A 24,838-nucleotide genomic window follows, 5' to 3' on the forward strand; every position below is an offset into this window, starting at 1 on the left:
GGCGCTTCCGGCCCGGTCGCTGTCGTGCGTCAGGTCGTGGGCTTCGCCTGGGCGAAAATCAGGACCGAGCGGTTGAGCGGCTCGGCCACGCCGTCGTCGGTGGTGATCGGCGCGCCGGCTTCGCCCGCATCGTCGGTGACGATGATCTCGGCCGGCAGGCCGGAGGCGATGAGGTAGCGCGCCACCGCATCGGCGCGGCGGGCGGCCAGGCGGCGGTTCGCCTCGGGCCGGCCCACCCGGTCGGTGTGTCCGACGATGCGCACCTGCGCCAGCGCCATCCCCGAGAGCGTCGCCGCGGCCACCGCCGCGCGCTCCTGCCCGCCCGGCGTGAGGGCGGACGAGGCGAAGTCGAACTGAACCTCGACCATCGGGCCTTCGGCGACGGCCGCGGTCATGGCGGCCGCGCCGTTCCCGTCGCTGGCGAAGCCGCCGTCCGCGGCGGCGGGTGAGATCCGCGCCACGCTCGGGCCGCCGGCATCGAGCTTCAGCGCCGCGAGCGCCGCGTCGAAGTCGGCGGGCGCCGCCAGCCCTCCGAGACGGCCGGTCAGGCGGGAAAGCTCGGCCTCGTTGGCGGCAAGGCGGCTGCGCAGGTCGCCGAGGGACGCATCCCGCTCGGCGACGCTGGCCTTCAGGGTGTCGAGCACCGTGTCGCGAAGCGCGATGGTGGCGCGCAGCTCGGCGTTCTCCGCCTTCGCCGCGGCAAGTGCGTCGGTGAGCCGGACGATCTCGGCTTCGGCCGCGGCGAGCCGCGCAGCGCCGTCGCTCGCGTCCGGCGCGGTCCCGCCCTTCGCCGCGGTGGACACCTGCGCGGGCAGGGTGGACGACGGCGCGGCGAGGGTCGGCGGGCCCTGGCGGTCGACGAGTTCGGTCACGACGATGCCGGCGAGAAGCAACGCGCCCCCTCCGGCAAGATACCCCCATGTGCGGTTCATGCCTGCCCCTGCCTCTTGGTCTGCTCTTCTTGTTGTGTCGAGCATAGGGAGGGCGCGTTGCTTGTGACAACGCCATTCTGGCGGGGATGCCGCGCGACTGTCGCCGAATTGGCACAGTCATGTTGCTTTCGCGGGTGGAGTTCGCCTTATGCGAGAGTTCAGCCGGCGGCGGCCGGTCGCAGGGCGGCGGCGCGCACCGCATTGGCGTCGAGTCGCAGGTCGGTGGCGAGCCACGCGGCTTCGGCCCGGCGCAGCGCGGCGCCGAGGGCCGGCCCCTCGAGGTCGAGGTCGGCCGCGGCCAGCGGCAGGCGCGCGGCGGCGCCGCGGGCGAGTTCTGCCGCAAGGTCGGCGGGCGGCGCGCTGCCGGTCGCGGCGGCCACGATCAGCGCGGCGTCGCGTCCGGCGTCGGCGCCGTGCCGCCACGCGCTCGCGGCGCAGGCGAGGCCGTCGGCGAGGGCCGAGCGGATCGCCGCGACGGCGCGTGCGTCGGCGCGCGACAGGCGCAGCGTCTCGGCCGAGCCGGCATCGCCGCCAAGCGCCGCGAGGCGGCGGCGCCAGTCGGGGGCAACGCCGGCCATCGCCTCGACATGGATGAGCGGCGCGAGGGCGGTCGCATCGGCGCCGGGCAGAAGCCGGGCAAGGATCCCGGTCGCCGCCATGGCCGCAACCGCCGGCGCGGGATCGTCCGCGGCCAGGAGCTTGCCGGTCTCGGCGCCGACCCGCTCGCGCGAGAGCCGCTCCAGGCCATCCTGCAGCGCGGCGCAGGCGGCGAGACCTTCCGGGTCGATGCCGCCCGACGGGTCGCCATACCAGGCATGGATCCGGAAGAAGCGAAGGATCCGGAGATAGTCCTCGGTGATGCGCTCCGCCGGGTCGCCGACGAAGCGCACCCGCCGGGCGAGCAGGTCGGGCAGGCCGCCGAGCGGATCGACCACCTCGCCGTCGGGATCGGCGTAGAGCGCGTTCATGGTGAAGTCCCGTCGCCGTGCGTCCTCGACGACATCCGTCGTGAAGGCGACGACCGCGTGGCGTCCGGTGGTCTCGACGTCGCGCCGGAAGGTCGTCACCTCGTAGGGGCGATGATCGGCGACGACGGTGATGGTGCCGTGCGCGAGCCCGGTCGGGACCGGGTGCAGGCCGGCGGCTTCCGCGAGCGTGATGGTGCGCTCCGGCGGCGCATCGGTGGCGATGTCGATGTCGGCCACGGGTCGGCCGAGCAACGCGTTGCGCACGCAGCCGCCGACGAAGAGGGCGCGGTCGCCCTGCGCCGTGAGGGCGGCGCAGACCGCCCGCGTCGCCGGGGCGTCCAGCCAGTCGCCGGCGATGCGCATCAGGGCGCCCGCGTGCGGTCGCCGAGCGCCTTCAGCATCCGCGCCGTGGCACCCCAGATGTAATGCGGTCCGTAGGGAATGGCGTAGTACGCCCGCCACTGGCCCTGCCAGCGCCGGCGGTGGACCTGCAGGTTGGCCGGATCGAGCACGAACTCGAGGGGCACCTCGAACACCTCCGCCACCTCGGTCGGATCGCTGACCGGCCGGAAATCGGCCGGCACGAGGCCGACGAACGGGGCGACGGTGAAGAAGGTGACGGTCTCGTGCGGGTCGAGCGCGCCCAGCACCTCGACGCTGGCCGGGTCGAGGCCGATCTCCTCGCTCGCCTCGCGCAGGGCGGCCGCGAGGGGCGAGGCGTCGGACGGATCCTGCTTGCCACCGGGAAAGGCGATCTGGCCGGGATGGTGCGTCAGCCGCGCGGCGCGGCGGGTCAGGACGAGGTTGAGCGCCGGCCCGCGCTCGACGAGCGGGATCAGGACCGAGGCGGGCCGCAGCGGCCGGTCCGGCCGGCGCACGCCCGGGTTGAGATCATAGTCCGACGAGGCCGCCGCGGGCGTGCCGAGGGCGCGCCCGATCTCGGAGGGATTGAGGCGAGGTCGGTCCATGTTGAGCTAGATGCCCCGGGATCCGTCATCCTTCAAGGGTATCCGGCTTCGTGTTCACCCGTGTTCAGGCGGGTCCGGCTCCGAATGCAGCCGGCGGCAGCGGGCCGCACTCCCGTGCATCCCCGCGACGGTGCGGGCGTTGACCTCGGCGCACGGCGGGATCAACCTCGGGTGGCGCGAGATCCGGGAGAGACCGATGAGCAAGTTGACCTACGAGATCGTGCCGCACGATGGCGGCTGGGCCTACCGGGTGAACGGCACGTACTCCGAGCCGTTTCCGACCCGGGACGAGGCGCGATCCGCCGCAGAGCGCGCGGCCGCCGAGCAGCGGATGCCGGGATCGACGGAAGGGATCTCGTGGGAGGACGACCGTGGCCGCTGGCATTCCGAGGTTGCTCCGGGCGACGACCGCCCGGAGGCCGAGGTTCAGGACTGAGGCGGACGCCGCGCGGCGGTCAGCCGTGCAGCTTCAGCGTGATCTCGGCCATGCGCTTGCCCTGGAAGCGGGCGCCGGCCAGATCCTCCTCGTCGGGCCAGCGTGACCCGTCGCCGCCGGTCAGCAGGGTCATGCCGTACGGCGAGCCGCCGCGGTACTTGTCGGTGCCCATCTGCGCCTGATAGCCATAGCCGAGCGGCACGATCAGCATGCCGTGGTGCTGCAGCACGACCTGGGTCGTAAGGATCGTCAACTCCTGGCCGCCGTGCTGGGTGGCGGTCGAGGACATCACCGTCGCAACCTTGTTGATGAGCGCGCCCTTGGCCCACAGGCCGCCGGTCTGGTCCCAGAAGTTCTTCATCTGCGAGGCCATGTTGCCGTAGCGGGTCGGCACGCCGATGATGAAGCCGTCGTAGTCGGCGAGCTCGCCCGGCTCGGCGATCGGCGCTGCCTGATCCTGCTTGTAGTGGGCGGCCTTTGCCACCTCGTCGGGCACCAGCTCCGGCACGCGCTTCACCACGACCTCGGCGCCGGCCTCGCGCGCGCCCTCCGCCGCGGCGTTGGTCAGCGCCTCCATGTGGCCCCAGCTCGAGTAGTAGAGGCCCAAAATCTTCGCCATCGTGCGTTTCCCTCCTGACTTCGGTTGCCCATACCGTAGCCGGCTCCGGGCAACAGTAAATGCGGCCGGAGTGAAACGGATTGTTTCCGCGCAGCGCAGAGCGCCCGGGTCTCGTCCCGGCGAGACGAAGCGGAGACGGGGAGAGCGCCGGCCTCGGGGGGCATGAAGCCCCCGCTCGGCCGACGCTTGCCGGTCGGCCGCCGTTGCGGCCTCCCTTCAGCGGAACGAGGCGCTTTCGCGCCTCGCGAGGCTTGTTTCTCCCCGCTGTTGCGGGGCCCCTTGCGTCCTGCCCGACAGGGTTTCTGCCTGTATGAATACCAAGGGGCGTGCGCCTCAGCTGCCCGGATAGCCGAGGCGGGGCTCGACGTCCTCCCAGGCCTCGTTCATCGCCCACGCGGACGACAGGACCGGCAGGCCGACGTGGCCGTAGGCGAAGGAGAGCTGGTGCTCGGCCACCTGCTCGCCGGAATGAGCGATCGAGGCGAGGTAGAGCGCGGCGGCCAGCCCGGTCCGGTCGGCGCCGCCCTGGCAATGGATGAGCAGCGGCTTCGGCAGGCGGCGCATGAGATCGACGAGGTCGGCCATCCGCTCCGGCCGGGGGTTTTCCCGCGCGGACAGTGGAAAGTCCGCGAGGACGAGGCCGAGCGCGCGCGCCGTCGCCGCTTCCTGCCGATACCAGTCGGCATCTTCGTGGGCGCCGCGCAGGTTCAGCACGCTCTTGATCCCGTGCTCGGCCGTCCAGCGCTGCAGGTCGGCCGGCGAAGGCTGCGCCGCGCGGTAGACCTCATCCGGCACGACGGTATGGAAGTTGCCGGTGAGGTGCAGCCAGAGCGGCCAGGCGATCGCGGCGAGCAGTACGATCCCGAGCGTCCAGCCCGCGAGCCGCCGCTGCCGGCGGGAAGGAAAGGGAACGAAGCGCATGAACTGTCCTTGGGGCTTGGGATCGTGGCCGCTGTCTCGCCGGCGGAGCTTGCGCTCCGCTTACGGTCCGTGTGCGACCCTGTGGCGACGCCGGTGCGACGGCTGCATGACGCGCGGGCGGCTTCCAGCGGCGGCCGGGCTCGCCTAAGCTCCCGCCATGCGCCTGCTCGTCATCGAGGATACCGAGGATCTGGCCGATGCCCTGCTGCGGCACCTGCGGGGCATGGGGCATGCGGTCGACCATGTGGCCAGTGTCGCGGAGGCGGAGGCCGCGTTCCGGGTGGCCGACTACGCCGCCGCGGTGCTCGACATCGGCCTGCCCGACGGCTCCGGGCTCGACCTCCTGCGGGCCGAGCGGGCGCGCGGCAACCGCACGCCCATCCTGATCGCCACGGCGCGCGACCGGATCTCCGACCGGATCGCCGGGCTCGATGCCGGCGCGGACGACTATGTGGTGAAGCCCTTCGATCTCGCGGAGGTCGAGGCGCGGCTGCGCGCCCAGGTGCGCCGGGCGACGGCGGCCGGTGCGACCGAGGTCGACCTCGGGACGCTACGGGTCGACCTGACCGGCGGCCGGGTCTTCGGGCCGGAGGGGGAGATCCGGCTGACCGCGCGCGAGTGGGCGGTGCTGGCGCTGCTGGTCGGCGCGCGCGGCCGGGTGCGCTCGCGCGCCGCGCTCGAGGAGGCGCTCTATTCGTTCGACGACGAGATCGCCGGCAACGCGGTCGAGGTCTACGTCTCCCGGCTCCGCACCAAGCTCGGCGCGCAGGTGATCGAGACCCGCCGCGGCCTCGGATACCTGGTGCCGTGACGCCCCCGGTGCGGGTCGAGACGCCGGAGCGCACGTGGTCGCTGCGCGGTCGCCTGACGCGGCGGCTGTTCGTCGCCACCGGCCTCGTGTGGTGTCTCGGGCTCGGCGCGGGGCTCGCCGTGATGGCACACGAGATGCGTGAGATCGCCGACAAGGCGCTGGCCGTCGAGGCGCGGGTCGTGGCCGAGTCGCTGGAGCGGGCGGGGCCCGCCGCCGGCGCGGCCACGACGGGGGCGGTGCAGGTGCGCGTCGTGCGCCCCGGGGGCGTGGCGGACGCGGCGCCCTGGCCGCCGCTCGATGCCGACGGCAGCCGGGAGGTGGCGGGGTGGTCGGTGGCGCGGGTGACGACGCCCGGCGGCCTGACGGTGGAGATCGGGCAGGAGGTCGCGCTGCGGCGCCGCGAGTTCTGGGAAGCGGCGCGGGTCTGGCTGCTGGTGACGGTGCCGCTGCTCGGCGTCCTGCTCCTGGCGCTGCGCCGCGCGCTCGGGGCGGGCCTTGCGCCGGTGGCGGCGTTCGCCGCCGAGATGGACCGTCGCCGGGCGTCCGACCTGTCGCCGCTGCCGCACAGCGGGCTGCCGGCGGAGCTGGCGCCGATCGCGCGGGCGCTCGACCGCTATCTGGCGCGAATCGAGGCGCTGCTGGTGGCGGAGCGCGATTTCTCGGCGAGCGCTGCCCACGAGTTGCGCACGCCGCTCGCCATCGCCGCGGCGCAGGCGCAGCTTCTGGCGGACGGGCGCGGCGGCCCGACGGCGGCGCGGGCGGTGGTGGCCGCGGTGGGTCGCGTCACCTCGCTGGTGCAGCGCCTGCTCGACCTCGCGCGGGCGGAGGCGGCGGTCGGGCGCGAGGACGACCGCTGCGATCTGCTGCAGGTGCTGCGCCTGCTGGTCGCCGATGCGCCGGAGGGCGCGATCCGCGTCGACGACGGCGACCGCGAGACGATCGAGGTCGCGGCGGACGCGGATTCGGTGGCGCTGGTGCTGGGAAACCTGCTGCGGAACGCCTGTGAGCATGGCACGGGCCCGGTGCGGGTGACGCTGGGGCCGGGGCCGGCGCTGGCGATCGTGAACCCGGTGGCGCCCGGCGCGGCCTTTCGGGAGGGCCGGTTCGCCAAGGCCCCGGGGTCGGCCGGCAGCGGCCTCGGCCTCGCCATCGCGCGCGCGGCGGCCGATCGGCTCGGGTGGCGCATCGGCCTGGAGATACAGGACGGCGTGGCGAGAGCGCGGGTCACGTTCCGCGAGCCGTGAACGCGGGCCCTGAGCGTGGGCCTGAAAATTGTATGCGACGGTATGCTTTTCGCACCTGCGGCACTTGCGAGCGGCAGCGGGATGCGTCATATCAGGGACAAGTTCCCGTCCAGCCCCATCCCATTGCCGGAGGCAAGATGACCGTCTTTGTTGGAACCGACACCGCGAAAACGCGACGCACTCTGAAGGTCGGTGGCAAGGCCTACGCCTATTACTCGATCCCGGCGGCCGAGGCCGCGGGGCTTGGCGACTTCTCCCGGCTGCCGGCCTCGCTCAAGGTCGTGCTCGAGAACATGCTGCGCTTCGAGGATGGCGGCTTCACGGTCTCGGTCGATGACATCAGGGCCTTTGCCGAATGGGCGGCGAAGGGGGGCAAGAACCCGCGCGAGATCGCCTATCGCCCGGCCCGCGTGCTGATGCAGGACTTCACCGGCGTGCCGGCGGTCGTCGACCTCGCGGCCATGCGGGACGGCATCATGGGCCTCGGCGGCGACCCGCAGAAGATCAACCCGCTGAACCCGGTCGACCTCGTGATCGACCACTCGGTGATGATCGACGAGTTCGGCACGCCGCGCGCGTTCCAGCTCAACGTCGATCGCGAGTATGAGCGCAACATCGAGCGCTATCAGTTCCTGAAGTGGGGGCAGAACGCGTTCGACAACTTCCGGGTGGTTCCGCCGGGCACCGGCATCTGCCATCAGGTCAACCTCGAGTACCTGGCGCAGACCGTCTGGACCGACAAGGACCTCGCCGGCGAGGTCGTCGCCTATCCCGACACGCTGGTCGGCACGGACAGCCACACGACGATGGTGAACGGCATGGCCGTGCTGGGCTGGGGTGTCGGCGGCATCGAGGCCGAGGCCGCGATGCTCGGCCAGCCGGTCTCCATGCTGATCCCCGAGGTGATCGGCTTCAAGCTGACCGGCAGGATGGTCGAGGGCACCACGGCGACCGACCTGGTGCTGAAGGTCGTCGCGATGCTGCGCAAGAAAGGCGTCGTGAACAAGTTCGTCGAGTTCTACGGCGAGGGGCTCGACCACCTGCCGCTGGCCGACCGCGCGACGATCGCCAACATGGCGCCGGAATATGGCGCGACCTGCGGCTTCTTCCCGATCGACGGCGAGACGCTGCGCTACCTGCGCAACACCGGCCGCGACGAGGACCGCATCGCGCTGGTCGAGGCCTATGCCAAGGAGAACGGCATGTGGCGCGGCCCGGACTACGAGCCGGTCTATACCGACACGCTGCACCTCGACATGGGCGAGATCGTCCCGGCGATCTCCGGGCCGAAGCGGCCGCAGGACTACACGCCGCTGAGCGGGGCGGCGCAGGCGTTCTACAAGACCGTCGCCGACTATCGCGGGGTCGACAAGAGCGCCGCGGCGCAGGAGATGCAGGACGAGGGCGGCGGCGTCATCGCCGCGCCGGTCGACGCGCGCAAGACGGCGAAGGTCGAGGGCGAGGACTACACCATCCGCGACGGGTCGGTGGTGATCGCGGCGATCACGTCGTGCACCAACACGTCGAACCCCTACGTGATGATCGGCGCGGGCCTCGTGGCCCGCAAGGCGCGGGCGCTCGGCCTGACGCGCAAGCCCTGGGTGAAGACCTCGCTGGCGCCGGGCAGCCAGGTGGTGAGCGAGTATCTCGAGGCGGCGAACCTGCAGGAAGACCTCGACGCGATCGGATTCAACCTCGCGGGCTACGGCTGCACCACCTGCATCGGCAACTCGGGGCCGCTGGGCGATCCGGCGATCTCGAAGGCGATCGGCGAGAACGATCTGGTGGCGACCGCCGTCCTGTCGGGCAACCGCAACTTCGAGGGCCGCATCAGCCCCGACGTGCGGGCGAACTATCTCGCGTCGCCGCCGCTCGTCGTTGCCTATGCGATCGCGGGCGATCTCAACATCGACCTGTCGACCGAGCCGCTGGCGCAGACGCCGGACGGCAAGGACGTGTACCTGAAGGACATCTGGCCGACCAACGAGGAGGTGGCGGAACTCGTCGAGAAGACCGTGACGCGGCAGGCGTTCCAGTCGAAGTATGCCGACGTCTTCAAGGGCGATGCCAACTGGCAGGCGGTGGAGACGACGGACAGCGAGACCTACGACTGGCCGCCGACCTCGACCTACATCCAGAACCCGCCGTACTTCCAGGGCATGTCGAAGGAGCCGGGCGTCATCTCCGACATCTCGGGCGCGCGCATCCTCGCGCTGCTCGGCGACATGGTGACGACCGACCACATCTCGCCCGCCGGCTCGTTCAAGCCGACGACGCCGGCCGGCAAGTATCTGGTGGAGCGGCAGATCGCGGCCAAGGACTTCAACTCCTACGGCTCGCGGCGCGGCAACCACGAGATCATGATGCGCGGCACCTTCGCCAACATCCGCATCAGGAACGAGATGCTGGACGGGGTCGAGGGCGGCTATACCAAGGGCCCGGACGGCGCCCAGACCTCGATCTTCGACGCCTCGATGGCCTATCAGGCCGAGGGCGTGCCGCTGGTGATCTTCGGCGGCATCGAGTACGGCGCGGGCTCGTCGCGCGACTGGGCCGCGAAGGGCACGGCGCTGCTCGGCGTCAAGGCGGTGATCGCCGAGAGCTTCGAGCGCATCCACCGCTCCAACCTCGTCGGCATGGGGGTGATCCCGTTCGAGTTCACCGGCGGCGACAGCCGCAAGACGCTGGGCCTGACCGGCGACGAGGTGGTCTCGATCGCAGGCCTCGCAGGCGACCTGAAGCCGCTGAGCCTCGTGCCCTGCACCATCCGCTACGCGGACGGCACCGAGAAGACGATCCAGCTGAAGTGCCGGGTCGATACCGCGATCGAGGTCGAGTATCTCGAGCACGGCGGCGTGCTGCACTACGTGCTGCGCAATCTCGCGGCCTCCTGACCTGTCCCGGGAGGGGGCTGCGGCGTGACCCGCGGCCCCCTCTCGAAGGCTTGACTGGCGCCGCGGGGGCTCGGCGGTCTACCAAAGTCGACAGGGGCAGGCCCGACAGGCTCGAATGCGTTCGCTACCGACTTTCCTTTCACTCCTTCTCGCCGCAGCGGCGCTCGCACCCGTGGCGCGGGCCGACGAGGCGCCGACGCCGGTGGTGGTCGAGCTCTACACCAGCCAGGGCTGCATCGCCTGTCCGCCGGCGGACGCGCTGTTCCGCGACTTCGCCTCGATGGACGGCGTGATCGCGCTGGCGCTGCATGTGGACTACTGGGACTACATGGGCTGGCGCGACGAGTTCGGCCGGCCCGAGTACACGGTCCGGCAGAAGGCCTATGCGCGCGTCGCGGGCAGCCGGACGCTCTACACCCCGCAGATGGTGGTGCAGGGCGAGGATCAGATGAAAGGACACGACGCCGAGGCGATCCGCGCCGACATCGCCCGCCGCCAGGGCGAGGCCGCGCGGGCGACGGTCAGCGGCGATCGGGCGGACGGCAAGCTCACCCTGCACATGGCGCCGGTCGCGGGCCCGGTCGGAGCGGCGGACGTGCAGCTCGTCTCCTACGTGCCGTCGCGCACGGTGGCGATCGAGCGGGGCGACAACGCCGGCCAGGAGATCGCCTATACCAACATCGTCACCGACTGGCGCGTCGTCGGTCGCTGGGACGGCAGCGGCCCGTTCGAGATGACGCTCGCCGATGCGCCGGCCGGGCCGCTGGCCGTGGTGGTGCAGCAGGCGCGCATGGGCCCGGTGCTGGCGGCGACGCTGCTGCCCTGAGTTCGTTCGCGCACCCGGGCCTGCCACGCGACAGGGGAGGAGACCTCTGGCCTCCCGAGAGTCGAGACGCTGACGCCAGCTGGATTTGTCCGTCGACAAATCCAGCCGCGACTGCCCTCCCGGGGGCAGTCGCGCGCGCGACCGCCGGGGCAGCCACGGCCGGATCGGCACCCTGCCGCAGAAATCTCCACCCCTGACGGCCTCCGCACGGTCCCCGCGCTCCCCGCCGTTGGCGCGGCCGAGGCAGTGCCTCGGCTTGTCGCGCCTGCTGACCCGGCCGGGTTTCCAAACAGCCTTCGAGCGGCGAGATCGCGATTGCAACCGGCGCCTGCCGCCCGCATCGTGGCGGCAAAAGCCGGCATCGTGGCCGCGAAAGGGAGAACCCGTGAACTGTGTCTTCATCCAGCTGCGCTGCCGGCCCGGCCGCACCTACGAGGTGGCAGACGCGATCTATGACCGGGAGTTTGCCTCGGAGCTGTATTCGACCAGCGGCGAATACGACCTGCTCATGAAGGTCTACATCCCCGAGACCGAGGATATCGGCCGCTACATCAACGAGCGGATCCTCGACATTCCGCACATCGACCGCAGCCTGACGACGCTGACCTTCCGGGCGTTCTGACCCCGCGTTTCGCGGCTTGCCTCCACCGCGCCGCGCCGGCACGCCCGGCATGCGCCGGGGTTGGCGCCGGTGTCGGCGAGGGCGGAGGGGAGGTTCGCGAGGGCCGGGCGGTCGACATGGGCGGGATGGGCACCTACCAGGTGTTCTCGCACGGCGGCGCGGACATCGGCGGGATGATGGGGCTCGGCAACGCGCCGGTGCCGTGCTGGCTGCCCTACTTCGGGGTGGACGGCATCACCGCGGCGATCGGCCGGGTCGAGGCCGCCGGCGGCCGGATCGCGCACGGCCCGTTCGAGGTGCCGGGCGGGGCGATGATCGCCGTGGCGCAGGATCCGCAGGGCACCCGGTTCGCGGTGGTCGGGCCGCAGGACGCCTGAGCCCACCGGCAGGCGGGTGGCTAGCCGACGAAGCCGCCCGCCGTCTCGATGAAGGCGATGATCTCCGGCAGGCCCACGCCGTTGCGGACCTGGGCGAACTGGAACGGCCGCTCGCCGCGCATCCGGCGGGCGTCGCGATCCATGACGTCGAGCGAGGCGCCGACGTGCGTGGCAAGGTCGGTCTTGTTGATGATGAGCAGGTCCGAGCGGGTGACGCCCGGGCCGCCCTTGCGCGGGATCTTGTCGCCGGCGCAGACGTCGATGACGTAGAGCGTCAGGTCGGCCAGCTCCGGCGAGAACGTGGCCGAAAGGTTGTCGCCGCCGGACTCGATCAGCACGATGTCGAGGTCGGGGAAGCGGGTCACGAGGTCGTCGACCGCGGCGAGGTTGATCGAGGCATCCTCGCGGATCGCGGTGTGCGGGCAGCCGCCGGTCTCGACGCCGACGATCCGCTCGAGCGGCAGCGCCTGCGAGCGCATGAGGAACTCGGCGTCCTCGCGGGTGTAGATGTCGTTGGTGATCGCGGCGATGGAGTAGCGATCACGCAGCCGCTTGCAGAGCTGGTCCATCAGCGCGGTCTTGCCGGCGCCGACCGGCCCGCCGATCCCGACACGGAGCGGGCCGTGTGGCGAGCGGTGGCCGGTGGCCTCGATGTCTGCCTCGATCATCCCGCAGCTCCCCCGTCGACTCATGTTGCATAGCAGCACCACCGGCGCGCGAACGCAACCGGGGGCCGTGGGGCGATCTCGCAGCGGGCGGCGTCGCAGGCTCGGCGGACTCCGCGCTAGGAGCGGTAGAGGCGGCTGTACTGGGTTTCGTGGCGCATCGCGGCGATGTCGGCGGCGACGGCGCTGCCGCCGAGCGCCTCCGGCGGGGCGGCCAGCGCGGCGTCGGCGAGACTGGCGGCGAGGGGCAGGAGCGCGCGGGTGATCCGCTGGCCATCCGTCTGGCCGAGCGGGATCAGCCGTACCCCGGCCGAGACGAGCGCGGCGGCAAACGCCTGGAGGTAGAGCGTCGCGGTCAGCGGCAGCGGCAGGCCGCGGGCCCGGGCGGCCGCGCCGACGGCGACAGGGTAGGGCGCCGCCGCGACGGCGATGTCCCAGGCGGCGCTGGTCGTCCGCGCGAAGGCCGCGCCCTGCGCCATGGTCTCGAGGTGCCGCTCGGCCGAGGGCGCCAGCGCCTCGGCCAGTTCGGCCACCGGGGCGGGGTCGTCGGCGCGCCAGGCGGCGGCGAGGAGCATCGCATCCGTCCGGCCGGCGCCGTGGCGCAGCACGTCCTCGATCCACGCCGACAGCGCCGCGCCGGAGGCGACGCGGCCGGTGTCGACCTCCCATTCGAGCCCATGGGAATAGCTGTACGAACCGACGGGATAGGCGGGTGACAACCAGGCGGCGAGGGTCTGGATCGCCTCGAGGCTTGGCGAAACTGGAGCCACCGGCGACGCGTCCATCAGTGGGCGTGCGCGTCCGGGTCGTCGGTGGCGCCGCCGGCGTGATGGCCGTGGGTGCGGCCGTGGCCGTAGGCGCCGCCCTCGGGCCGGAACGGCGCCATCAGCGGCGTCAGCGTCGCGCCGAGGCGGTGCAGCATGTCCTCGATCACGTGGTCGCGCTGCACCAGCAGCCGGCCGTCGCCGATCTCGGCCGGGGTGTGCCGGTTGCCGACGTGCCACGCGAGCCGCGCGAGGCCGGCGGCATCGGGCGCGGTGACGGCGACGAGCGGCTCGGCCGCGGCGACCACGGCGATCCGGCCGCCGCCCATGAGCAGCAGCGCGTCGCCATCATCGAGCGAGACGGTCTCGGGCAGGTCCACGACCAGCGCGGCGCCCGCGACGGTCGTCAGGCGCTTGCGGCGCAGGAAGCGGTCGCGATAGTCGAGTTCCACCCGGTCGGGCGCCCCCGCCCCGCCACCGCGGGCGACGGCCTCGGCGCGGTGCGTCGTCATGCCGCGGGGATCGCCGGCAGGGCCAGGGTCTGGGCGCCGTTGCTGCCGCGGACCTCGACCTTGCGTACTTTGCGGGCGGTGATCGTCGGGATGAACGTGCCGGCGGACATGGTGCGGGTCTGTGGCGGACCGGACTCCGCCGGGTCGGCGGGCGGGATCGCCACGAACTCGAAGGCGAGCACGCCGTTTGCGTCCGGTCCCTCGCTGAGCGGGCGCAGCTCGGCCCCCCAGAAGCCTTGCGACGGGGCGGGGCCGGAGACGCGGACGATGGCGCCGTAGAGCGAGCGTTCGCTGGTTGCCTGCGCGATGGGCAGGGGAACCGGATCGGGGACCGCCTCGCCGCGGGGATTGTAGAAGCTGGCGGCATTGCCCTCGCGACCGAGGAAGCCGGGCACTTCCATGCCGCCGCCACCGCCGCCGCAACCGCCGAGAACGGCCGCGCCCGCGAGCAAGAGGATGCCAGTTCGCCTGCGCCTGCCGCCCATCATGCCCTCCCGGATAGTGCCTCGCTCGCGCGTTGGGAAGGGCCAAAACGCCGGTGCCGGCGTGTCGGCACTGGACCGTGGCCGCACGAGCGCCTAGATCCTCGCGGGCACCCGCGAAGGGAACCCCTTGCCCATGGCCACGCCGCGCTTCGAGCAGATCGCCGACGACTTCGCCTTCCTCGACGACTGGGAGGATCGCTATCGCTACGTGATCGAGCTGGGGCGGAGCATGGCGCCGCTCGACGACGCGCTGAAGGTGCCGGCGACGAAGGTCGAGGGCTGCGCCAGCCAGGTCTGGATCGTGCCGCGGCTCGACGGCAGGGGCCGTGCGGCGCGCGTCGATTTCGACGGCGATTCGGATGCGCTGATCGTGCGCGGCCTGATCGCGGTGCTGCATGCGCTTTATGCCGGCCTCGACCCGGCGGCGGTCCTTGCCGTCGACGCGCCGGCCGAGCTGGGGCGGCTCGGGCTCGACCAGCATCTCTCGGCGCAGCGGTCGAACGGCGTGCGCGCGATGGTGGGCCGGATCGGCGCGATCGCGCAGGCGGCGCTGGAGGAGGCCTGAGCCATGGCGACGTCGCTGTACTCCCTGCTGGCCGAACGGGCGTGGCTGCTCGCCGACGGCGCGACGGGGACCAATCTCTTCGCGATGGGCCTCGAGTCCGGCGAGGCCCCGGAGCTCTGGAACGAGAGCGAGCCGGACAAGGTGCGGGCGCTCTATGACGGTGCCATCGGCGCCGGCTCGGACATCTTCCTGACCAACAGCTTCGGCGGCAATGCCAGCCGGCTGCGGCTGCACGAGGCCGAGACCCGGGTCTTCGCGCTCAACCGCGCCGCGGCCGAGATCGCCCGGGAGGCGGCTGACGCGGCGGGCCGGCCCGTGGTGGTCGCGGGCTCGATGGGGCCGACCGGCGAGATCATGGCGCCGCTCGGCCCGCTCTCGATCGAGGCGGCGGCGGAGATGTTCGAGGAGCAGGCGCGTGGCCTGCTCGCCGGCGGCGCCGATGTGCTCTGGATCGAGACGATGTCCGCCCCGGACGAGCTGACCGCAGCGGCGATCGGCATCGGACGGACCGGCGCGCCCTGGTGCTGCACCATGAGCTTCGACACCGCCGGACGGACGATGATGGGCCTGACCGCGGCCGACATGGTGGCGCTGGTCGCGGGGCTCGACCACCCGCCGCTCGCGTTCGGCGCGAACTGCGGGGTGGGGGCCTCGGACCTGCTGCGCACCGTGCTCGGCTTCGGTGCGGCCCACGCGACGCTGCCGGTGATCGCCAAGGGCAACGCCGGTATCCCGAAGTTCGTCGACGGGCACATCCACTACGACGGCACGCCGGAGCTGATGGCGGACTATGCGGTGCTGGCGCGCGACTGCGGCGCGCGGATCATCGGCGGCTGCTGCGGCACGACGCCGGCGCATCTCGCCGCCATGCGCGGGGCGCTCGTGGCGACGCCGCCGGGGCCGGTGCCCGACCTCGACACCATCGCGGCGCGGCTCGGCGCGTTCTCGTCGGCCTCGGACGGCTCGGGCGGCGACGCGCCGGCCCGCGAGCGCCGCCGGCGGCGCACGTGAGCCGGGCGACGACCGCGCTCGCCCTGGCGGCGGCGCTCGCGACCGCTGCGGCCGGTCTCGCCGCGCCCGCGCTGGCGGACCAGCGGGTGGCGGTGCCGGGATTCGAGTTCACCGACGGCTCCGGCGAGGTGCGCGACCAGCGCGCCGCCCACACGGCGCAACTCGCCCTGTTCGACGAGACGCTCCGGGCGATGCTGGAGGAGGGCGGGCTCGACGTGGCCGTGCCCGACTGCAACGGGCCGTGCTCGCCCGACGGGACGTCGTTCGAGGCGATGGCGGCGGCGACGCGCGCCACCGGCTCGAACCTGCTGCTCGTCGGCGCGCTGCACAAGATCAGCACGCTGATCGGCACGATCCGGGTGACGCTGATCGACCTCGACGCCGACAAGACGATCTGCATCCGCTCGCTCACCTACCGCGGCGACGACGCCGAGGCGTGGACCCGGGCGGCGGAGTTCACCGCCTCGGACGTGCTCAAGGCGTGCTTCGGCGGCGCGACCAGCTGACCGCCGCGGCCCCCGGGGTCAGACGCCGGCGAAGGTGTCCCAGAGCAGCTTCAGGTTCAGCACGACGATCAGCATCGCCACGGCCCACGCGGCGATCGAGACGGCGCGCGGCACCGCGAAGCGCCCCATCACGCCACGATCCGACGCGAAATGCACCAGCGGGATCACCGCGAAGGGCAGCTGCATCGACAGGATGACCTGGCTCAGGATCAACAACTCGGCCGTGCCCCCCTCGCCGTAGAGCGCGGTGACGACGACGACCGGAACCACCGCGAGCCCGCGGGTCAGCAGCCGCCGCGCCCAGTGCGGCAGGCGCAGCTGCAGGAAGCCCTCCATCACGATCTGCCCCGCCAGCGTCGCCGTCACCGTCGAGTTGAGGCCCGAGGCGAGCAGCGCCACGGCGAACAGCGTCGAGGCGATGCCGAGCCCGAGCAGCGGCGAGAGCAGCTCGTGCGCGTGCTCGATCGAGCCCACCTCCGGGTGGCCGGTGTCGTGGAAGGCGACGGCGGCCACGATGAGGATCGAGGCGTTGACGAACAGCGCGAGCATCAGCGCGATCGTGGAGTCGATGGTGGCGAAGCGGATGGCGCTGCGCTTGCCGTCGTCGGTGCGCGGGTAGGCGCGGGTCTGCACGATCGACGAATGCAGGTACAGATTGTGCGGCATCACCGTGGCGCCGATGATGCCGATCGCCACGTAGAGCATGGCCGGATTGGTGACGATCTCGCGCGAGGGGATGAACATCGCGCCGAACACCGCCTGCACCGGCGGCGCGGCGGCGACGATCTGGATGCCGAAGCAGACGAAGATCACCGTGAGCAGCGCCACGATGAACGCCTCCAGCCAGCGGAAGCCGCGGTTCATCAGATAGAGCACGAGGAACGCGTCGAGCGCGGCGATGAGCGCGCCCGCGACCAGCGGGATGCCGAACAGCAGGTTGAGCGCGATCGCGGTGCCGATGACCTCGGCAAGGTCGCAGGCGATGATCGCCAGCTCGCAGGCGAACCACAGCAGGACGTTGACCGGCCGGGGATAGTACGCCCGGCACGCCTGCGCGAGGTCGCGGCCGGTGGCGATGCCGAGCCGCGCGGCCAGCGCCTGCAGCAGGATCGCCATCAGGTTCGACAGCATGACGACGAAGAGCAGCGTATAGCCGAAGCGCGCGCCGCCGGCGATGTCGGTCGCCCAGTTGCCCGGGTCCATGTAGCCGACCGACACCATGTAGCCCGGCCCCATGAAGGCGAACAGCCGGCGCAGCCACGAGCCGTGCTGCGGCACCGCGACCGAGGCGTGCACCTCCGGCAGGCTCGGGCTTGCGGCATCGACCCGGGACAGGGGGAAGCGGGCGGTGGCTTCGGTCATCAGAGCATCCGGGCTGGCGGCGAGAGGCGCACCCGTGCGGGGCATGGCGCAGATCTGACACCGGGCGCAGAATTATGCAAGTGGCTATATTGATTGCGGCGGGCTTAACTTGTGTCACGCCGGGGGGTGTGGCGGCGCGGCGCCTGTGCTATGAGGTGGCTCCGCCCGGTGGGCGGTTGTCGGGAGCCCGGGGGAGCCATGGTGCAGGTGCAGCGGACGATTCGCCGGGAAGAGCCGCTTCCGGACGCCTCGGCGCATTCGGAAGGCTTTCGCCAGACCCGCGAGGCGCTGCGCAGCGCGCTGGTCGAGGACTATCTCGAGCTGATCGCCGACCTGATCGAGGACGGCAACGAGGCGCGGCAGGTCGACATCGCCGCCCGCCTCGGCGTGGCGCAGCCGACGGTGGCGAAGATGCTCGCGCGGCTGGTGGCCGAGGGGCTCGTCACGCGCAAGCCGTATCGCGGCGTGTTCCTGACCGAGGCCGGGCGGCGCGTCGCCTCCGAGGCGCGGGCGCGGCACCAGACGGTCGAGGCGTTCCTCCGCTCGCTCGGCGTCAGCCCCGAGACGGCGCGGATCGACGCGGAGGGGATCGAGCATCACGTGAGCGTCGAGACGCTTCAGGCATTCCGGCGGGCGATGGCCGGGCGCAACTGACGCCGCCTGTCCAAGGCCCGCCGCCCGTGTACCCTGCGCTCCTCTCGCTCTTCCTCGGTGCCTTTGCCATTGGCACGACCGAGTTCGTCGCCGCAGGCCTGCTGCCGGCGATCGCCGGCGATCTCGGCGTGTCGATCCCGGACGCGGGGTTTCTCATCACCGGCTATGCGCTCAGCGTGGCGGTCGGCGGGCCGCTTCTCGTCGTGGCGCTGGGCCGGCTGCCGCGCAAGCCGGCGCTGATGGGGGTGATGGCGCTGTTCGTCGCCGGCCACGCGCTCTCGGCGCTGGCGCCGAGCTTCGGGGCGCTGCTCCTCGGACGGGCGGTGGCGGCGGTGGCGCATGGCGCGTTCTTCGGGGTGGCGCTGCTCGTCGCCTCGGCGATCGCGCCGCCCGGCCGGCGGGGAATGGCGATCGCGATCGTCATCGGCGGCGTCAACATCGCGAACGTGGTCGGCGTGCCGGCGGGGACCGCCGTCGGCGGCGCCTTCGGCTGGCGCGCGGCGTTCTGGATGGTCGGCGCGATCGCGGCGGTCGCAGCGGCGGCGATGGCGGCGTTCCTGCCGGCGATCCCGGGCCGCAGCGGCGGGGGCGGGGCGCTCGGCGCGCAGGTCCGCGCGCTCGGCAACCGGCGGGTGGTGACGTCCTACCTGCTCATCATCCTCGCCATGGCGGCGTTCTGGTCGCTCGGCACCTTCGTGGCGCCCTACTTCGGCGAGGTGGCGGGGGTGGGGGAAGACCGCCTGCCGCTCGTCCTGCTCGGCTTCGGGTTGTTCGGCACGCTCGGGATCATCGCGGGCGGGCGCTACGCCGACCGGCAGCCGATCCGCAGCATCACCTTCACCTATCCCGTCGCCGCGCTGGCGCTGGCGGTCGCCTGGGTGGTGACGGCGCGGGCCTGGCCGGTCGGCGCGGGCGCGATCGGGCTGGTGCTGACGGCCACCAGCATCTCGGCGGTGGCGCTGCAGAACCGCATCCTCAGTGGCGCGGCCGCGGCGCCCGAGCTGGCCTCGGGGCTGATCTCCGCCGTCTACAACGTCGGGATCGCCGCGGGCGCCGGGCTCGGCTCGGCGCTGCTCGCCCGTGGAATGCCGATCGGCCAGATGCCGCTGGTGGGGGCGATCCTGCTCGCGGCCGGCAGCGCGCTCGCGGTCGTCGCCACCCGCGGCGAGGCACGGGTCGGCCGGGCGCCGCCGGCGGGGTGAGCCCGCCGGACGGCGCGAAGCCGGCGCACCCGCACGGGGCGCGCCGGCCAGGGGTCAGATGTCGAACCGATCGGCGTTCATCACCTTGGTCCAGGCGGCAACGAAGTCCCGGACGAAGGTCTCGCCCGCATCCGCGGCGGCGTAGACCTCGGCCAGCGCCCGGAGCTGGGCGTGGGAGCCGAACACGAGATCGACCCGGGTGCCGGTCCAGCGCGGCGCGCCGGTCTTGCGGTCGCGCCCCTCGAACAGCACGTCGTCCTCGGACAGCGGCCGCCACGCCGTCGCCATGTCGAGCAGGTTCACGAAGAAGTCGTTCGTGAGCGTGCCCGGCCGGTCGGTGAAGACCCCGTTCGGCGAGTCGCCGGCGTTCGCGCCCAGCACCCGCAGGCCGCCGACCAGCACCGTCATCTCCGGCGCGGTCAGCGTCAGCAGGTTGGCCCGGTCGACCAGCAGCTGCTCGGCCGGCACCGCGTATTCCGCCTTCAGGTAGTTGCGGAAACCGTCGGCCTTCGGCTCGAGGAACGCCATCGAGGCGACGTCGGTCTGCTCCTGCGACGCGTCCATCCGGCCGGGAGCGAACGGCACGCTGACCGCCACGCCCGCCTTCTTCGCGGCGTCCTCGACCGCGGCATTGCCGGCGAGCACGATCAGGTCGGCGAGCGACACCCGCTTGCCGCCGGAAGCGGTGGCGTTGAAGTCGGCCTGGATGCCCTCGAGCGCCTGCAGCACCCGGGCGAGCTGCGCCGGCTGGTTCACCTCCCAGTCCTTCTGCGGCGCGAGCCGGATGCGGGCGCCGTTCGCGCCGCCGCGCTTGTCCGAGCCGCGGAAGGTCGAGGCCGAGGCCCACGCGGTCGAGACCAGCTCGGCGGTGGTGAGGCCGGAGGCGAGGACCTTCGCCTTCAGGGCCGCCTCGTCGGCCGCGTCGATCAGCGGATGGTCGACCTCGGGGATCGGGTCCTGCCACAGCAGCTCCTCGGTCGGCACGTCCGGTCCGAGGTAGCGGGCGCGCGGCCCCATGTCGCGGTGGGTGAGCTTGAACCATGCCCGGGCGAACGCGTCGGCGAACTGGTCCGGGTTCTCGAAGAACCGGCGCGAGATCTTCTCGTAGGCCGGGTCCATGCGCAGCGCGAGATCGGAGGTGAGCATGGTCGGCGCCCGGCGCTTCGACTTGTCGAACGGGTCGGGGATGGTGTTGGCGCCCGCGCCGTTCTTCGGCTGCCACTGGTGCGCGCCGGCGGGGCTCTTGGTCAGCTCCCAGTCGTAGCCGAACAGGTTCCAGAAGAAGTTGTTCGACCAGCGGGTGGGCGTCGAGGTCCAGATCACCTCGAGACCGGAGGTGATGGCGTCGGCGCCGACGCCGCTCCGGTAGGTGCTGGTCCAGCCGAAGCCCTGCTCGGCCATCGACGCGCCCTCGGGCTCGCGTCCGACGTTCTCCGCCGGGCCCGCGCCGTGGGTCTTGCCGAAGGTGTGGCCGCCGGCGATGAGCGCGACCGTCTCCTCGTCGTCCATCGCCATCCGCGCGAAGGTCTCGCGGATGTCGCGGGCCGAGGCGAGCGGGTCGGGGTTGCCGTTCGGCCCCTCCGGGTTGACGTAGATCAGCCCCATCTGCACCGCGGCCAGCGGGTTCTCCAGCTCGCGGTCGCCGGAATAGCGCTTGTCGTCGAGCCAGGTGTCCTCGTTGCCCCAGTAGGTCGCCGCGTCCGGCTCCCAGACGTCGGCGCGGCCACCGGCGAAGCCGAAGGTCTTGAAGCCCATCGACTCGAGCGCGACGTTGCCGGTCAGCACGATCAGGTCGGCCCACGAGATCGCCCGGCCGTACTTCTGCTTGATCGGCCAGATCAGCCGGCGGGCCTTGTCGAGCGACACGTTGTCCGGCCAGCTGTTGAGCGGCGCGAAGCGCTGCTGCCCCTGGCCGGCGCCGCCGCGGCCGTCGGAGACGCGGTAGGTGCCGGCGGCGTGCCACGCCATGCGGATGAACAGGCCGCCGTAGTGGCCGAAGTCAGCCGGCCACCAGTCCTGGCTGTCGGTCATCAGCGCCTTCAGGTCGGCCTTCACCGCTTCGAGGTCGAGCTTCGCGAACTCTGCCGCATAGTCGAAATCCCGGCCCATCGGGTTCGACAGGTCGGAATACTGGTGCAGGATGCCGAGGTTGAGCTGGTTCGGCCACCAGTCGCGATTGCCACGCATGGCGGTGCTGGACGCAAGTGTCGCGTGGGTGACGGGGCATTTGCCGGCGGTCTGCTGGCGGGCGGTGTCTTCTGTGGAATCCATCGTGTCGCTCCGATCCGGGTTCGGGTGTGCTGGGGCGCCACCGCCGTCATGAGGCGGAGGCAGTCGGGTCAGGTGGGACGCGGCCCGGCGGATCGGCGAGGAGCCTCGGTCGTCAGCCTCTTGGTCATCGTTTCCCCCTGGAGGTGAGCTGGCTTGGAACCCGGGTATAGGCTCGGGTTTCGATAAGGGGAAATTGCATTTCATTCGCTTTACGATAATGTGGCATTATGAATTTCACCCTGCGCCAGCTGCGGTCCCTGACGGCGATCGCCGAGGAGGGCCACTTCGGCCGGGCCGCGGCGTCGGTGAACATCAGCCAGCCCGCGCTGTCGGTGCAGATCCGCGAACTCGAGGCGGCGCTCGGGGTCCGGCTGGTGGAGCGTGGGCGGCGCGAAGCGGTGCTGACGCCGACCGGGCGCGAGATCGTGCGCCGGGCGCGGCGGATCTTCGAGGAGGTGCGCGAGATCGAACAGGCGGCGCGCTGGCACGGCGGGCTGTCCGGGCGGCTGCGCATCGGGGTGATCCCGACGGTGGCGCCATACCTGCTGCCGCTGGCCCTGCCCGAACTGAGGGCGCGCAACATCTCGCTCGATCTCGGCGTGCGCGAGGCGCAGACCGAGCGGCTGCTCGAGGAGGTGCGCTCGGGCGGGCTCGACGCGGCGGTCGTGGCGCTGCCGGTCGAGGCGGCCGACCTGGTGGCCGAGCCGCTGTTCGAGGACCGCTTCCTGCTTGCCGGCACCCCGTCGCGGCTGGCGGCGCTCGGGGCGGATCGGGCCGCGCTGGCGGCGGAGGCGATGGAGCCGGGCCAGCTCCTGCTGCTCGACGACGGGCACTGCCTGGCGGATCAGGCGATTGCCGCCTGCGCGGTGGACCGCAGCCGGGCGCCGATGGACCTGCGGGCGGCGAGCCTCGCGACGCTCTGCCGGCTGGTGTCGGAGGGCTTCGGGGTGACGCTGCTGCCCGAGCTGGCGGCGGCGGCGGAGCGGGCGGCGGCGCCGGGGCTGGCGCTCGCGCGCTTTGCCGAGCCGGAGCCGCGCCGGGTGGTGGGCCTGGTGCGGCGCCGGCTGTCGGTCGATGACGGCTGGTTCGGCGAGCTGGGACGCATCCTCGGCGACGCCGGCCGTCAGGTGATCTCCGGCTGGACCGGGGCCGAGCCATGCGGCGCGGGCGAGGCGGGCATCCTCGCATAGCCCGCTGACATCCGGCGTGCCGTGCCGTATGCTCTCGCGCGGGGACAGAGACGCAAGGCAGGCAATGACCACCAGTTCGCGGGACATGAACGATCGGGCGCAGCGGCATCCGGAAAAGGCGCACCGGCCAGACACGCCGATCCTGAAGAAGCCGGACTGGATCCGGGTGAAGGCCCCGTCGTCGGACGGCTACCAGAAGACCCGGGCGATCATGCGGGACAACCGGCTCGTCACCGTCTGCGAGGAGGCGGGCTGCCCCAACGTCGGCGAGTGCTGGAGCCAGGGGCACGCGACCATGATGATCATGGGCGAGATCTGCACCCGCGGCTGTACCTTCTGCAACGTGGCGACCGGGCGGCCGGACGCGCTCGACGCGTTCGAGCCGGCGCGGGTGGCGGTGGCCGTCGAGAAGCTCGGCCTCAACCACGTGGTCATCACCTCGGTGGACCGCGACGACCTCGGCGACGGCGGGGCGGAGCACATCGCGCAGACGATCCGCGCGGTGCGGCGGAAGAACCCGGCGACGACGATCGAGGTGCTGACGCCGGATTTCCTGCGCTGCGGGCCGGACGCGCTGGAGGTGGTCGTGGCGGCGAAGCCCGACGTCTTCAACCACAACCTCGAAACGGTGCCGGGGCTCTACCCGGAGGTTCGGCCGGGGGCGCGGTATTTCCACAGTCTCCGGTTGCTGCAGCGGGTGAAGGAGCTTGATCCGACCATGTTCACCAAGTCGGGGATCATGGTCGGGCTCGGCGAGGACCGGCAGGCGGTGACGCAGGTGATGGACGACATGCGCGCGGCGGACGTCGATTTCCTGACGATCGGCCAGTACCTGCAGCCGACGCCGAAGCACCACGTGGTGAGCCGGTTCGTGACGCCGGAGGAATTCGCGTCCTACGAGAAGGCGGCGTTCGGCAAGGGCTTCCTGATGGTGTCGGCGACGCCGCTCACGCGCTCGAGCTACCACGCGGGCGCCGACTTCGCGCGGCTGCGCGCGGCGCGGCTGGCGAAGCTCGGGCAGGCCTGACGCGGCTTCTTCAAGGAAACCCCGGATAACCTGTTGATTTTCCTGCCGCGAGGTCTTCATCGCCCGAGTTCCGCCACGGAACCCGGCGATGGAACCCCTTGGCGGGACGTGCGTTCTCTCTATCGTTGAACACGCCAATTGCTGAAGTTCTTTGGAACAGGGGAGAGACCTCATGAAGACTGGTGTAACGCTTGCGGCTCTGATCGCGGCCCCGCTCCTGCTCGCTGCGTGCCAGCACGGCGGCACCACGCCGAGCGGCGCGGCCGCGGCCAACCTGCGCGACAGCCAGATTGCCGCGTGCAAGAATCAGGTGGCCTCGCAGAACGCCCTGCCAGCCGACCAGATGAGCAGCGTCTACGACCGCGAGACCCCCATGGGGACCTCTGTCGTCAATGTGAAGGCGCAGAACGGCACGTTCGCCTGCGAGATCGGCACCGACCTCAGCGTCAAGAGCATCACGCAACTCGCCGACGGGCGCGGCAAATAAGCCATCTTGAATTTGCGGGTGCGGGCGGTGGGCGGCCAGACGGTCCCTGCCGCCCGCGGCGTGTCCGGGCGAGCGACGAGGCTTGCCCCCGCTGGTTCCGGTTGCTAGGCCAACGGTTGCCGGCCTGGCCGTTCCCGGTCCCACCGGCGTTGAAGGAGGGTCCACGATGACCAGATGGAAGTTCTTCGCGCTGTGCGCGCTTCCCCTCGGTGCTGCCGCCTGTAGCCACAAGCCGCCCCCGCCGCCGCCCGCCCCTGTCCTGAGCGCCGCGGAGCAGGCGTGCGTCGACCGCACGATCGCCACCACGGGCGCCACCGCCGGCAACGTCTCGATCGTCGCGACCGGCGCCACGAAGTCCGGCGACTCGATCTTCACCACCAGCGTCGGCAACAGCGAGTTCACCTGCGTGGTGACCGCGACCGGCGCCATCGCGAGCTTCAGCCACAGCACCGTGCACTGACCCACGCCGCTGACTGACGCCTGGCCTTCGGAGGGCGGGCTTCCAGCCTGCCCCCGTCC

Annotated in this window: 27 protein-coding genes; 16 read left to right on the plus strand and 11 right to left on the minus strand. The window is 72.0% G+C overall.

Annotated features, from left to right (window positions below):
* Window positions 1-29 precede the first annotated feature (29 nt).
* From QM699_RS02925 to QM699_RS02935, 3 genes are all read right to left on the minus strand, one after another.
* Window positions 30-932, minus strand: a complete 903-nt coding sequence (locus tag QM699_RS02925; protein WP_415009730.1) for an OmpA family protein — start codon at window positions 930-932, stop codon at window positions 30-32.
* Window positions 933-1,090: 158 nt separating this feature from the next.
* Window positions 1,091-2,263, minus strand: coding sequence for a CCA tRNA nucleotidyltransferase (locus tag QM699_RS02930; RefSeq protein ID WP_415009731.1), 1,173 nt, complete (start codon window positions 2,261-2,263; stop codon window positions 1,091-1,093).
* Window positions 2,263-2,868 carry a CoA pyrophosphatase gene (locus QM699_RS02935; protein ID WP_415009732.1) on the minus strand — a complete coding sequence of 202 codons (606 nt, stop codon included), beginning with the start codon at window positions 2,866-2,868 and terminating at the stop codon, window positions 2,263-2,265. Before QM699_RS02935 ends, QM699_RS02930 begins: the two co-directional genes overlap by 1 nt.
* Before the next feature lie 196 nt (window positions 2,869-3,064).
* Between QM699_RS02935 and QM699_RS02940 the strand changes: the two genes are divergently transcribed.
* Window positions 3,065-3,304, plus strand: coding sequence for a DUF2188 domain-containing protein (locus QM699_RS02940; RefSeq protein ID WP_415009733.1), 240 nt, complete (start codon window positions 3,065-3,067; stop codon window positions 3,302-3,304).
* A gap of 19 nt (window positions 3,305-3,323) precedes the next feature.
* Here QM699_RS02940 and wrbA read toward each other — a convergent pair whose 3' ends face one another.
* Both wrbA and QM699_RS02950 read right to left on the minus strand, forming a co-directional pair.
* On the minus strand, window positions 3,324-3,923 hold the full coding sequence (gene wrbA, locus QM699_RS02945) for an NAD(P)H:quinone oxidoreductase (protein ID WP_415009734.1): 600 nt from the start codon (window positions 3,921-3,923) through the stop codon (window positions 3,324-3,326).
* A gap of 333 nt (window positions 3,924-4,256) precedes the next feature.
* A complete protein-coding gene (locus tag QM699_RS02950) occupies window positions 4,257-4,844 on the minus strand; it encodes a dual specificity protein phosphatase family protein (protein ID WP_415009735.1) in 588 nt (195 codons plus the stop codon).
* Between the two features lie 157 nt (window positions 4,845-5,001).
* On the opposite strand from QM699_RS02950, the gene QM699_RS02955 reads away from it, so the two are divergent.
* From QM699_RS02955 to QM699_RS02980, 6 genes are all read left to right on the plus strand, one after another.
* A complete protein-coding gene (locus tag QM699_RS02955) occupies window positions 5,002-5,655 on the plus strand; it encodes a response regulator (RefSeq protein WP_415009736.1) in 654 nt (217 codons plus the stop codon).
* Window positions 5,652-6,899 (plus strand): sensor histidine kinase, encoded by a 1,248-nt coding sequence (locus tag QM699_RS02960; RefSeq protein WP_415009737.1) that lies wholly within the window; start codon window positions 5,652-5,654, stop codon window positions 6,897-6,899. Before QM699_RS02955 ends, QM699_RS02960 begins: the two co-directional genes overlap by 4 nt.
* 137 nt (window positions 6,900-7,036) lie before the next feature.
* Window positions 7,037-9,793: an aconitate hydratase AcnA gene (gene acnA, locus QM699_RS02965; RefSeq protein WP_415009738.1), complete on the plus strand. Its 2,757-nt coding sequence runs from the start codon at window positions 7,037-7,039 to the stop codon at window positions 9,791-9,793.
* A gap of 172 nt (window positions 9,794-9,965) precedes the next feature.
* The gene (locus QM699_RS02970) at window positions 9,966-10,619 is read left to right on the plus strand and encodes a DUF1223 domain-containing protein (protein ID WP_415009739.1); all 654 of its coding nucleotides are present in this window, start codon (window positions 9,966-9,968) and stop codon (window positions 10,617-10,619) included.
* Between the two features lie 385 nt (window positions 10,620-11,004).
* Complete coding sequence (locus tag QM699_RS02975) at window positions 11,005-11,241, plus strand: Lrp/AsnC family transcriptional regulator (RefSeq protein WP_415009740.1); 237 nt, start codon at window positions 11,005-11,007, stop codon at window positions 11,239-11,241.
* A gap of 116 nt (window positions 11,242-11,357) precedes the next feature.
* Window positions 11,358-11,618, plus strand: coding sequence for a hypothetical protein (locus QM699_RS02980; protein ID WP_415009741.1), 261 nt, complete (start codon window positions 11,358-11,360; stop codon window positions 11,616-11,618).
* Between the two features lie 20 nt (window positions 11,619-11,638).
* Here QM699_RS02980 and ureG read toward each other — a convergent pair whose 3' ends face one another.
* The 4 genes from ureG to QM699_RS03000 form a co-directional block, all read right to left on the minus strand.
* A complete protein-coding gene (gene ureG, locus QM699_RS02985; protein ID WP_415009742.1) occupies window positions 11,639-12,286 on the minus strand; it encodes an urease accessory protein UreG in 648 nt (215 codons plus the stop codon).
* A gap of 116 nt (window positions 12,287-12,402) precedes the next feature.
* Window positions 12,403-13,053 carry an urease accessory protein UreF gene (locus tag QM699_RS02990; RefSeq protein ID WP_415009743.1) on the minus strand — a complete coding sequence of 217 codons (651 nt, stop codon included), beginning with the start codon at window positions 13,051-13,053 and terminating at the stop codon, window positions 12,403-12,405.
* A 14-nt stretch (window positions 13,054-13,067) separates the two neighbouring features.
* Complete coding sequence (locus QM699_RS02995) at window positions 13,068-13,559, minus strand: urease accessory protein UreE (RefSeq protein ID WP_415009744.1); 492 nt, start codon at window positions 13,557-13,559, stop codon at window positions 13,068-13,070.
* Window positions 13,556-14,044, minus strand: coding sequence for a hypothetical protein (locus QM699_RS03000; RefSeq protein WP_415009745.1), 489 nt, complete (start codon window positions 14,042-14,044; stop codon window positions 13,556-13,558). The genes QM699_RS02995 and QM699_RS03000 overlap by 4 nt, the downstream gene beginning before the upstream one ends.
* Before the next feature lie 133 nt (window positions 14,045-14,177).
* Here QM699_RS03000 and QM699_RS03005 point away from each other — a divergent pair, with 133 nt between their 5' ends.
* From QM699_RS03005 to QM699_RS03015, 3 genes are read left to right on the plus strand one after another with little or no spacing between them, the layout of a single operon-like run.
* Window positions 14,178-14,609, plus strand: a complete 432-nt coding sequence (locus QM699_RS03005; RefSeq protein WP_415009746.1) for a SufE family protein — start codon at window positions 14,178-14,180, stop codon at window positions 14,607-14,609.
* A gap of 3 nt (window positions 14,610-14,612) precedes the next feature.
* On the plus strand, window positions 14,613-15,620 hold the full coding sequence (bmt, locus tag QM699_RS03010; RefSeq protein WP_415009747.1) for a betaine--homocysteine S-methyltransferase: 1,008 nt from the start codon (window positions 14,613-14,615) through the stop codon (window positions 15,618-15,620).
* Window positions 15,617-16,126, plus strand: a complete 510-nt coding sequence (locus QM699_RS03015; protein WP_415009748.1) for a DUF2380 domain-containing protein — start codon at window positions 15,617-15,619, stop codon at window positions 16,124-16,126. Before bmt ends, QM699_RS03015 begins: the two co-directional genes overlap by 4 nt.
* An 18-nt stretch (window positions 16,127-16,144) precedes the next feature.
* Here the strand turns inward: QM699_RS03015 and QM699_RS03020 are convergent, their stop codons facing one another.
* On the minus strand, window positions 16,145-17,488 hold the full coding sequence (locus tag QM699_RS03020) for an Nramp family divalent metal transporter (RefSeq protein ID WP_415009749.1): 1,344 nt from the start codon (window positions 17,486-17,488) through the stop codon (window positions 16,145-16,147).
* 198 nt (window positions 17,489-17,686) lie between these two features.
* On the opposite strand from QM699_RS03020, the gene mntR reads away from it, so the two are divergent.
* Together mntR and QM699_RS03030 are read left to right on the plus strand one after the other, a co-directional pair.
* Window positions 17,687-18,142 carry a manganese-binding transcriptional regulator MntR gene (mntR, locus tag QM699_RS03025; protein ID WP_415009750.1) on the plus strand — a complete coding sequence of 152 codons (456 nt, stop codon included), beginning with the start codon at window positions 17,687-17,689 and terminating at the stop codon, window positions 18,140-18,142.
* A gap of 26 nt (window positions 18,143-18,168) precedes the next feature.
* Window positions 18,169-19,344: an MFS transporter gene (locus QM699_RS03030; RefSeq protein ID WP_415009751.1), complete on the plus strand. Its 1,176-nt coding sequence runs from the start codon at window positions 18,169-18,171 to the stop codon at window positions 19,342-19,344.
* A 54-nt stretch (window positions 19,345-19,398) separates the two neighbouring features.
* Here the strand turns inward: QM699_RS03030 and katG are convergent, their stop codons facing one another.
* Window positions 19,399-21,615 carry a catalase/peroxidase HPI gene (gene katG / locus QM699_RS03035; RefSeq protein WP_415009752.1) on the minus strand — a complete coding sequence of 739 codons (2,217 nt, stop codon included), beginning with the start codon at window positions 21,613-21,615 and terminating at the stop codon, window positions 19,399-19,401.
* A 227-nt stretch (window positions 21,616-21,842) separates the two neighbouring features.
* On the opposite strand from katG, the gene QM699_RS03040 reads away from it, so the two are divergent.
* From QM699_RS03040 to QM699_RS03055, 4 genes are all read left to right on the plus strand, one after another.
* Window positions 21,843-22,805 carry a LysR substrate-binding domain-containing protein gene (locus QM699_RS03040; protein WP_415009753.1) on the plus strand — a complete coding sequence of 321 codons (963 nt, stop codon included), beginning with the start codon at window positions 21,843-21,845 and terminating at the stop codon, window positions 22,803-22,805.
* 64 nt (window positions 22,806-22,869) lie between these two features.
* The gene (gene lipA / locus QM699_RS03045) at window positions 22,870-23,832 is read left to right on the plus strand and encodes a lipoyl synthase (protein ID WP_415009754.1); all 963 of its coding nucleotides are present in this window, start codon (window positions 22,870-22,872) and stop codon (window positions 23,830-23,832) included.
* 172 nt (window positions 23,833-24,004) lie between these two features.
* Window positions 24,005-24,319 (plus strand): hypothetical protein, encoded by a 315-nt coding sequence (locus QM699_RS03050; protein WP_415009755.1) that lies wholly within the window; start codon window positions 24,005-24,007, stop codon window positions 24,317-24,319.
* A 166-nt stretch (window positions 24,320-24,485) separates the two neighbouring features.
* A complete protein-coding gene (locus tag QM699_RS03055; protein ID WP_415009756.1) occupies window positions 24,486-24,779 on the plus strand; it encodes a hypothetical protein in 294 nt (97 codons plus the stop codon).
* The last annotated feature ends 59 nt before the right edge of the window (window positions 24,780-24,838 follow it).

The organism is Amaricoccus sp. (assembly GCF_047602525.1).
Classification (GTDB): Bacteria; Pseudomonadota; Alphaproteobacteria; order Rhodobacterales; family Rhodobacteraceae; genus Amaricoccus.

Bases quoted from the DNA above. Each gene is read 5' to 3' on its own strand.
- QM699_RS02935 (WP_415009732.1), bottom strand. From the start codon at position 2,868: ATGGACCGACCTCGCCTCAATCCCTCCGAGATCGGGCGCGCCCTCGGC.
- mntR (WP_415009750.1), top strand. From the start codon at position 17,687: ATGGTGCAGGTGCAGCGGACGATTCGCCGGGAAGAGCCGCTTCCGGAC.
- wrbA (WP_415009734.1), bottom strand. From the start codon at position 3,923: ATGGCGAAGATTTTGGGCCTCTACTACTCGAGCTGGGGCCACATGGAG.
- QM699_RS02930 (WP_415009731.1), bottom strand. From the start codon at position 2,263: ATGCGCATCGCCGGCGACTGGCTGGACGCCCCGGCGACGCGGGCGGTC.
- QM699_RS02980 (WP_415009741.1), top strand. From the start codon at position 11,358: ATGGGCGGGATGGGCACCTACCAGGTGTTCTCGCACGGCGGCGCGGAC.
- ureG (WP_415009742.1), bottom strand. From the start codon at position 12,286: ATGATCGAGGCAGACATCGAGGCCACCGGCCACCGCTCGCCACACGGC.
- QM699_RS02955 (WP_415009736.1), top strand. From the start codon at position 5,002: ATGCGCCTGCTCGTCATCGAGGATACCGAGGATCTGGCCGATGCCCTG.
- lipA (WP_415009754.1), top strand. From the start codon at position 22,870: ATGACCACCAGTTCGCGGGACATGAACGATCGGGCGCAGCGGCATCCG.
- QM699_RS03005 (WP_415009746.1), top strand. From the start codon at position 14,178: ATGGCCACGCCGCGCTTCGAGCAGATCGCCGACGACTTCGCCTTCCTC.
- QM699_RS02940 (WP_415009733.1), top strand. From the start codon at position 3,065: ATGAGCAAGTTGACCTACGAGATCGTGCCGCACGATGGCGGCTGGGCC.
- QM699_RS03055 (WP_415009756.1), top strand. From the start codon at position 24,486: ATGACCAGATGGAAGTTCTTCGCGCTGTGCGCGCTTCCCCTCGGTGCT.
- QM699_RS02950 (WP_415009735.1), bottom strand. From the start codon at position 4,844: ATGCGCTTCGTTCCCTTTCCTTCCCGCCGGCAGCGGCGGCTCGCGGGC.
- QM699_RS03050 (WP_415009755.1), top strand. From the start codon at position 24,005: ATGAAGACTGGTGTAACGCTTGCGGCTCTGATCGCGGCCCCGCTCCTG.
- katG (WP_415009752.1), bottom strand. From the start codon at position 21,615: ATGGATTCCACAGAAGACACCGCCCGCCAGCAGACCGCCGGCAAATGC.
- bmt (WP_415009747.1), top strand. From the start codon at position 14,613: ATGGCGACGTCGCTGTACTCCCTGCTGGCCGAACGGGCGTGGCTGCTC.
- QM699_RS03040 (WP_415009753.1), top strand. From the start codon at position 21,843: ATGAATTTCACCCTGCGCCAGCTGCGGTCCCTGACGGCGATCGCCGAG.
- QM699_RS03020 (WP_415009749.1), bottom strand. From the start codon at position 17,488: ATGACCGAAGCCACCGCCCGCTTCCCCCTGTCCCGGGTCGATGCCGCA.
- QM699_RS02925 (WP_415009730.1), bottom strand. From the start codon at position 932: ATGAACCGCACATGGGGGTATCTTGCCGGAGGGGGCGCGTTGCTTCTC.
- QM699_RS03000 (WP_415009745.1), bottom strand. From the start codon at position 14,044: ATGGGCGGCAGGCGCAGGCGAACTGGCATCCTCTTGCTCGCGGGCGCG.
- QM699_RS02995 (WP_415009744.1), bottom strand. From the start codon at position 13,559: ATGACGACGCACCGCGCCGAGGCCGTCGCCCGCGGTGGCGGGGCGGGG.
- acnA (WP_415009738.1), top strand. From the start codon at position 7,037: ATGACCGTCTTTGTTGGAACCGACACCGCGAAAACGCGACGCACTCTG.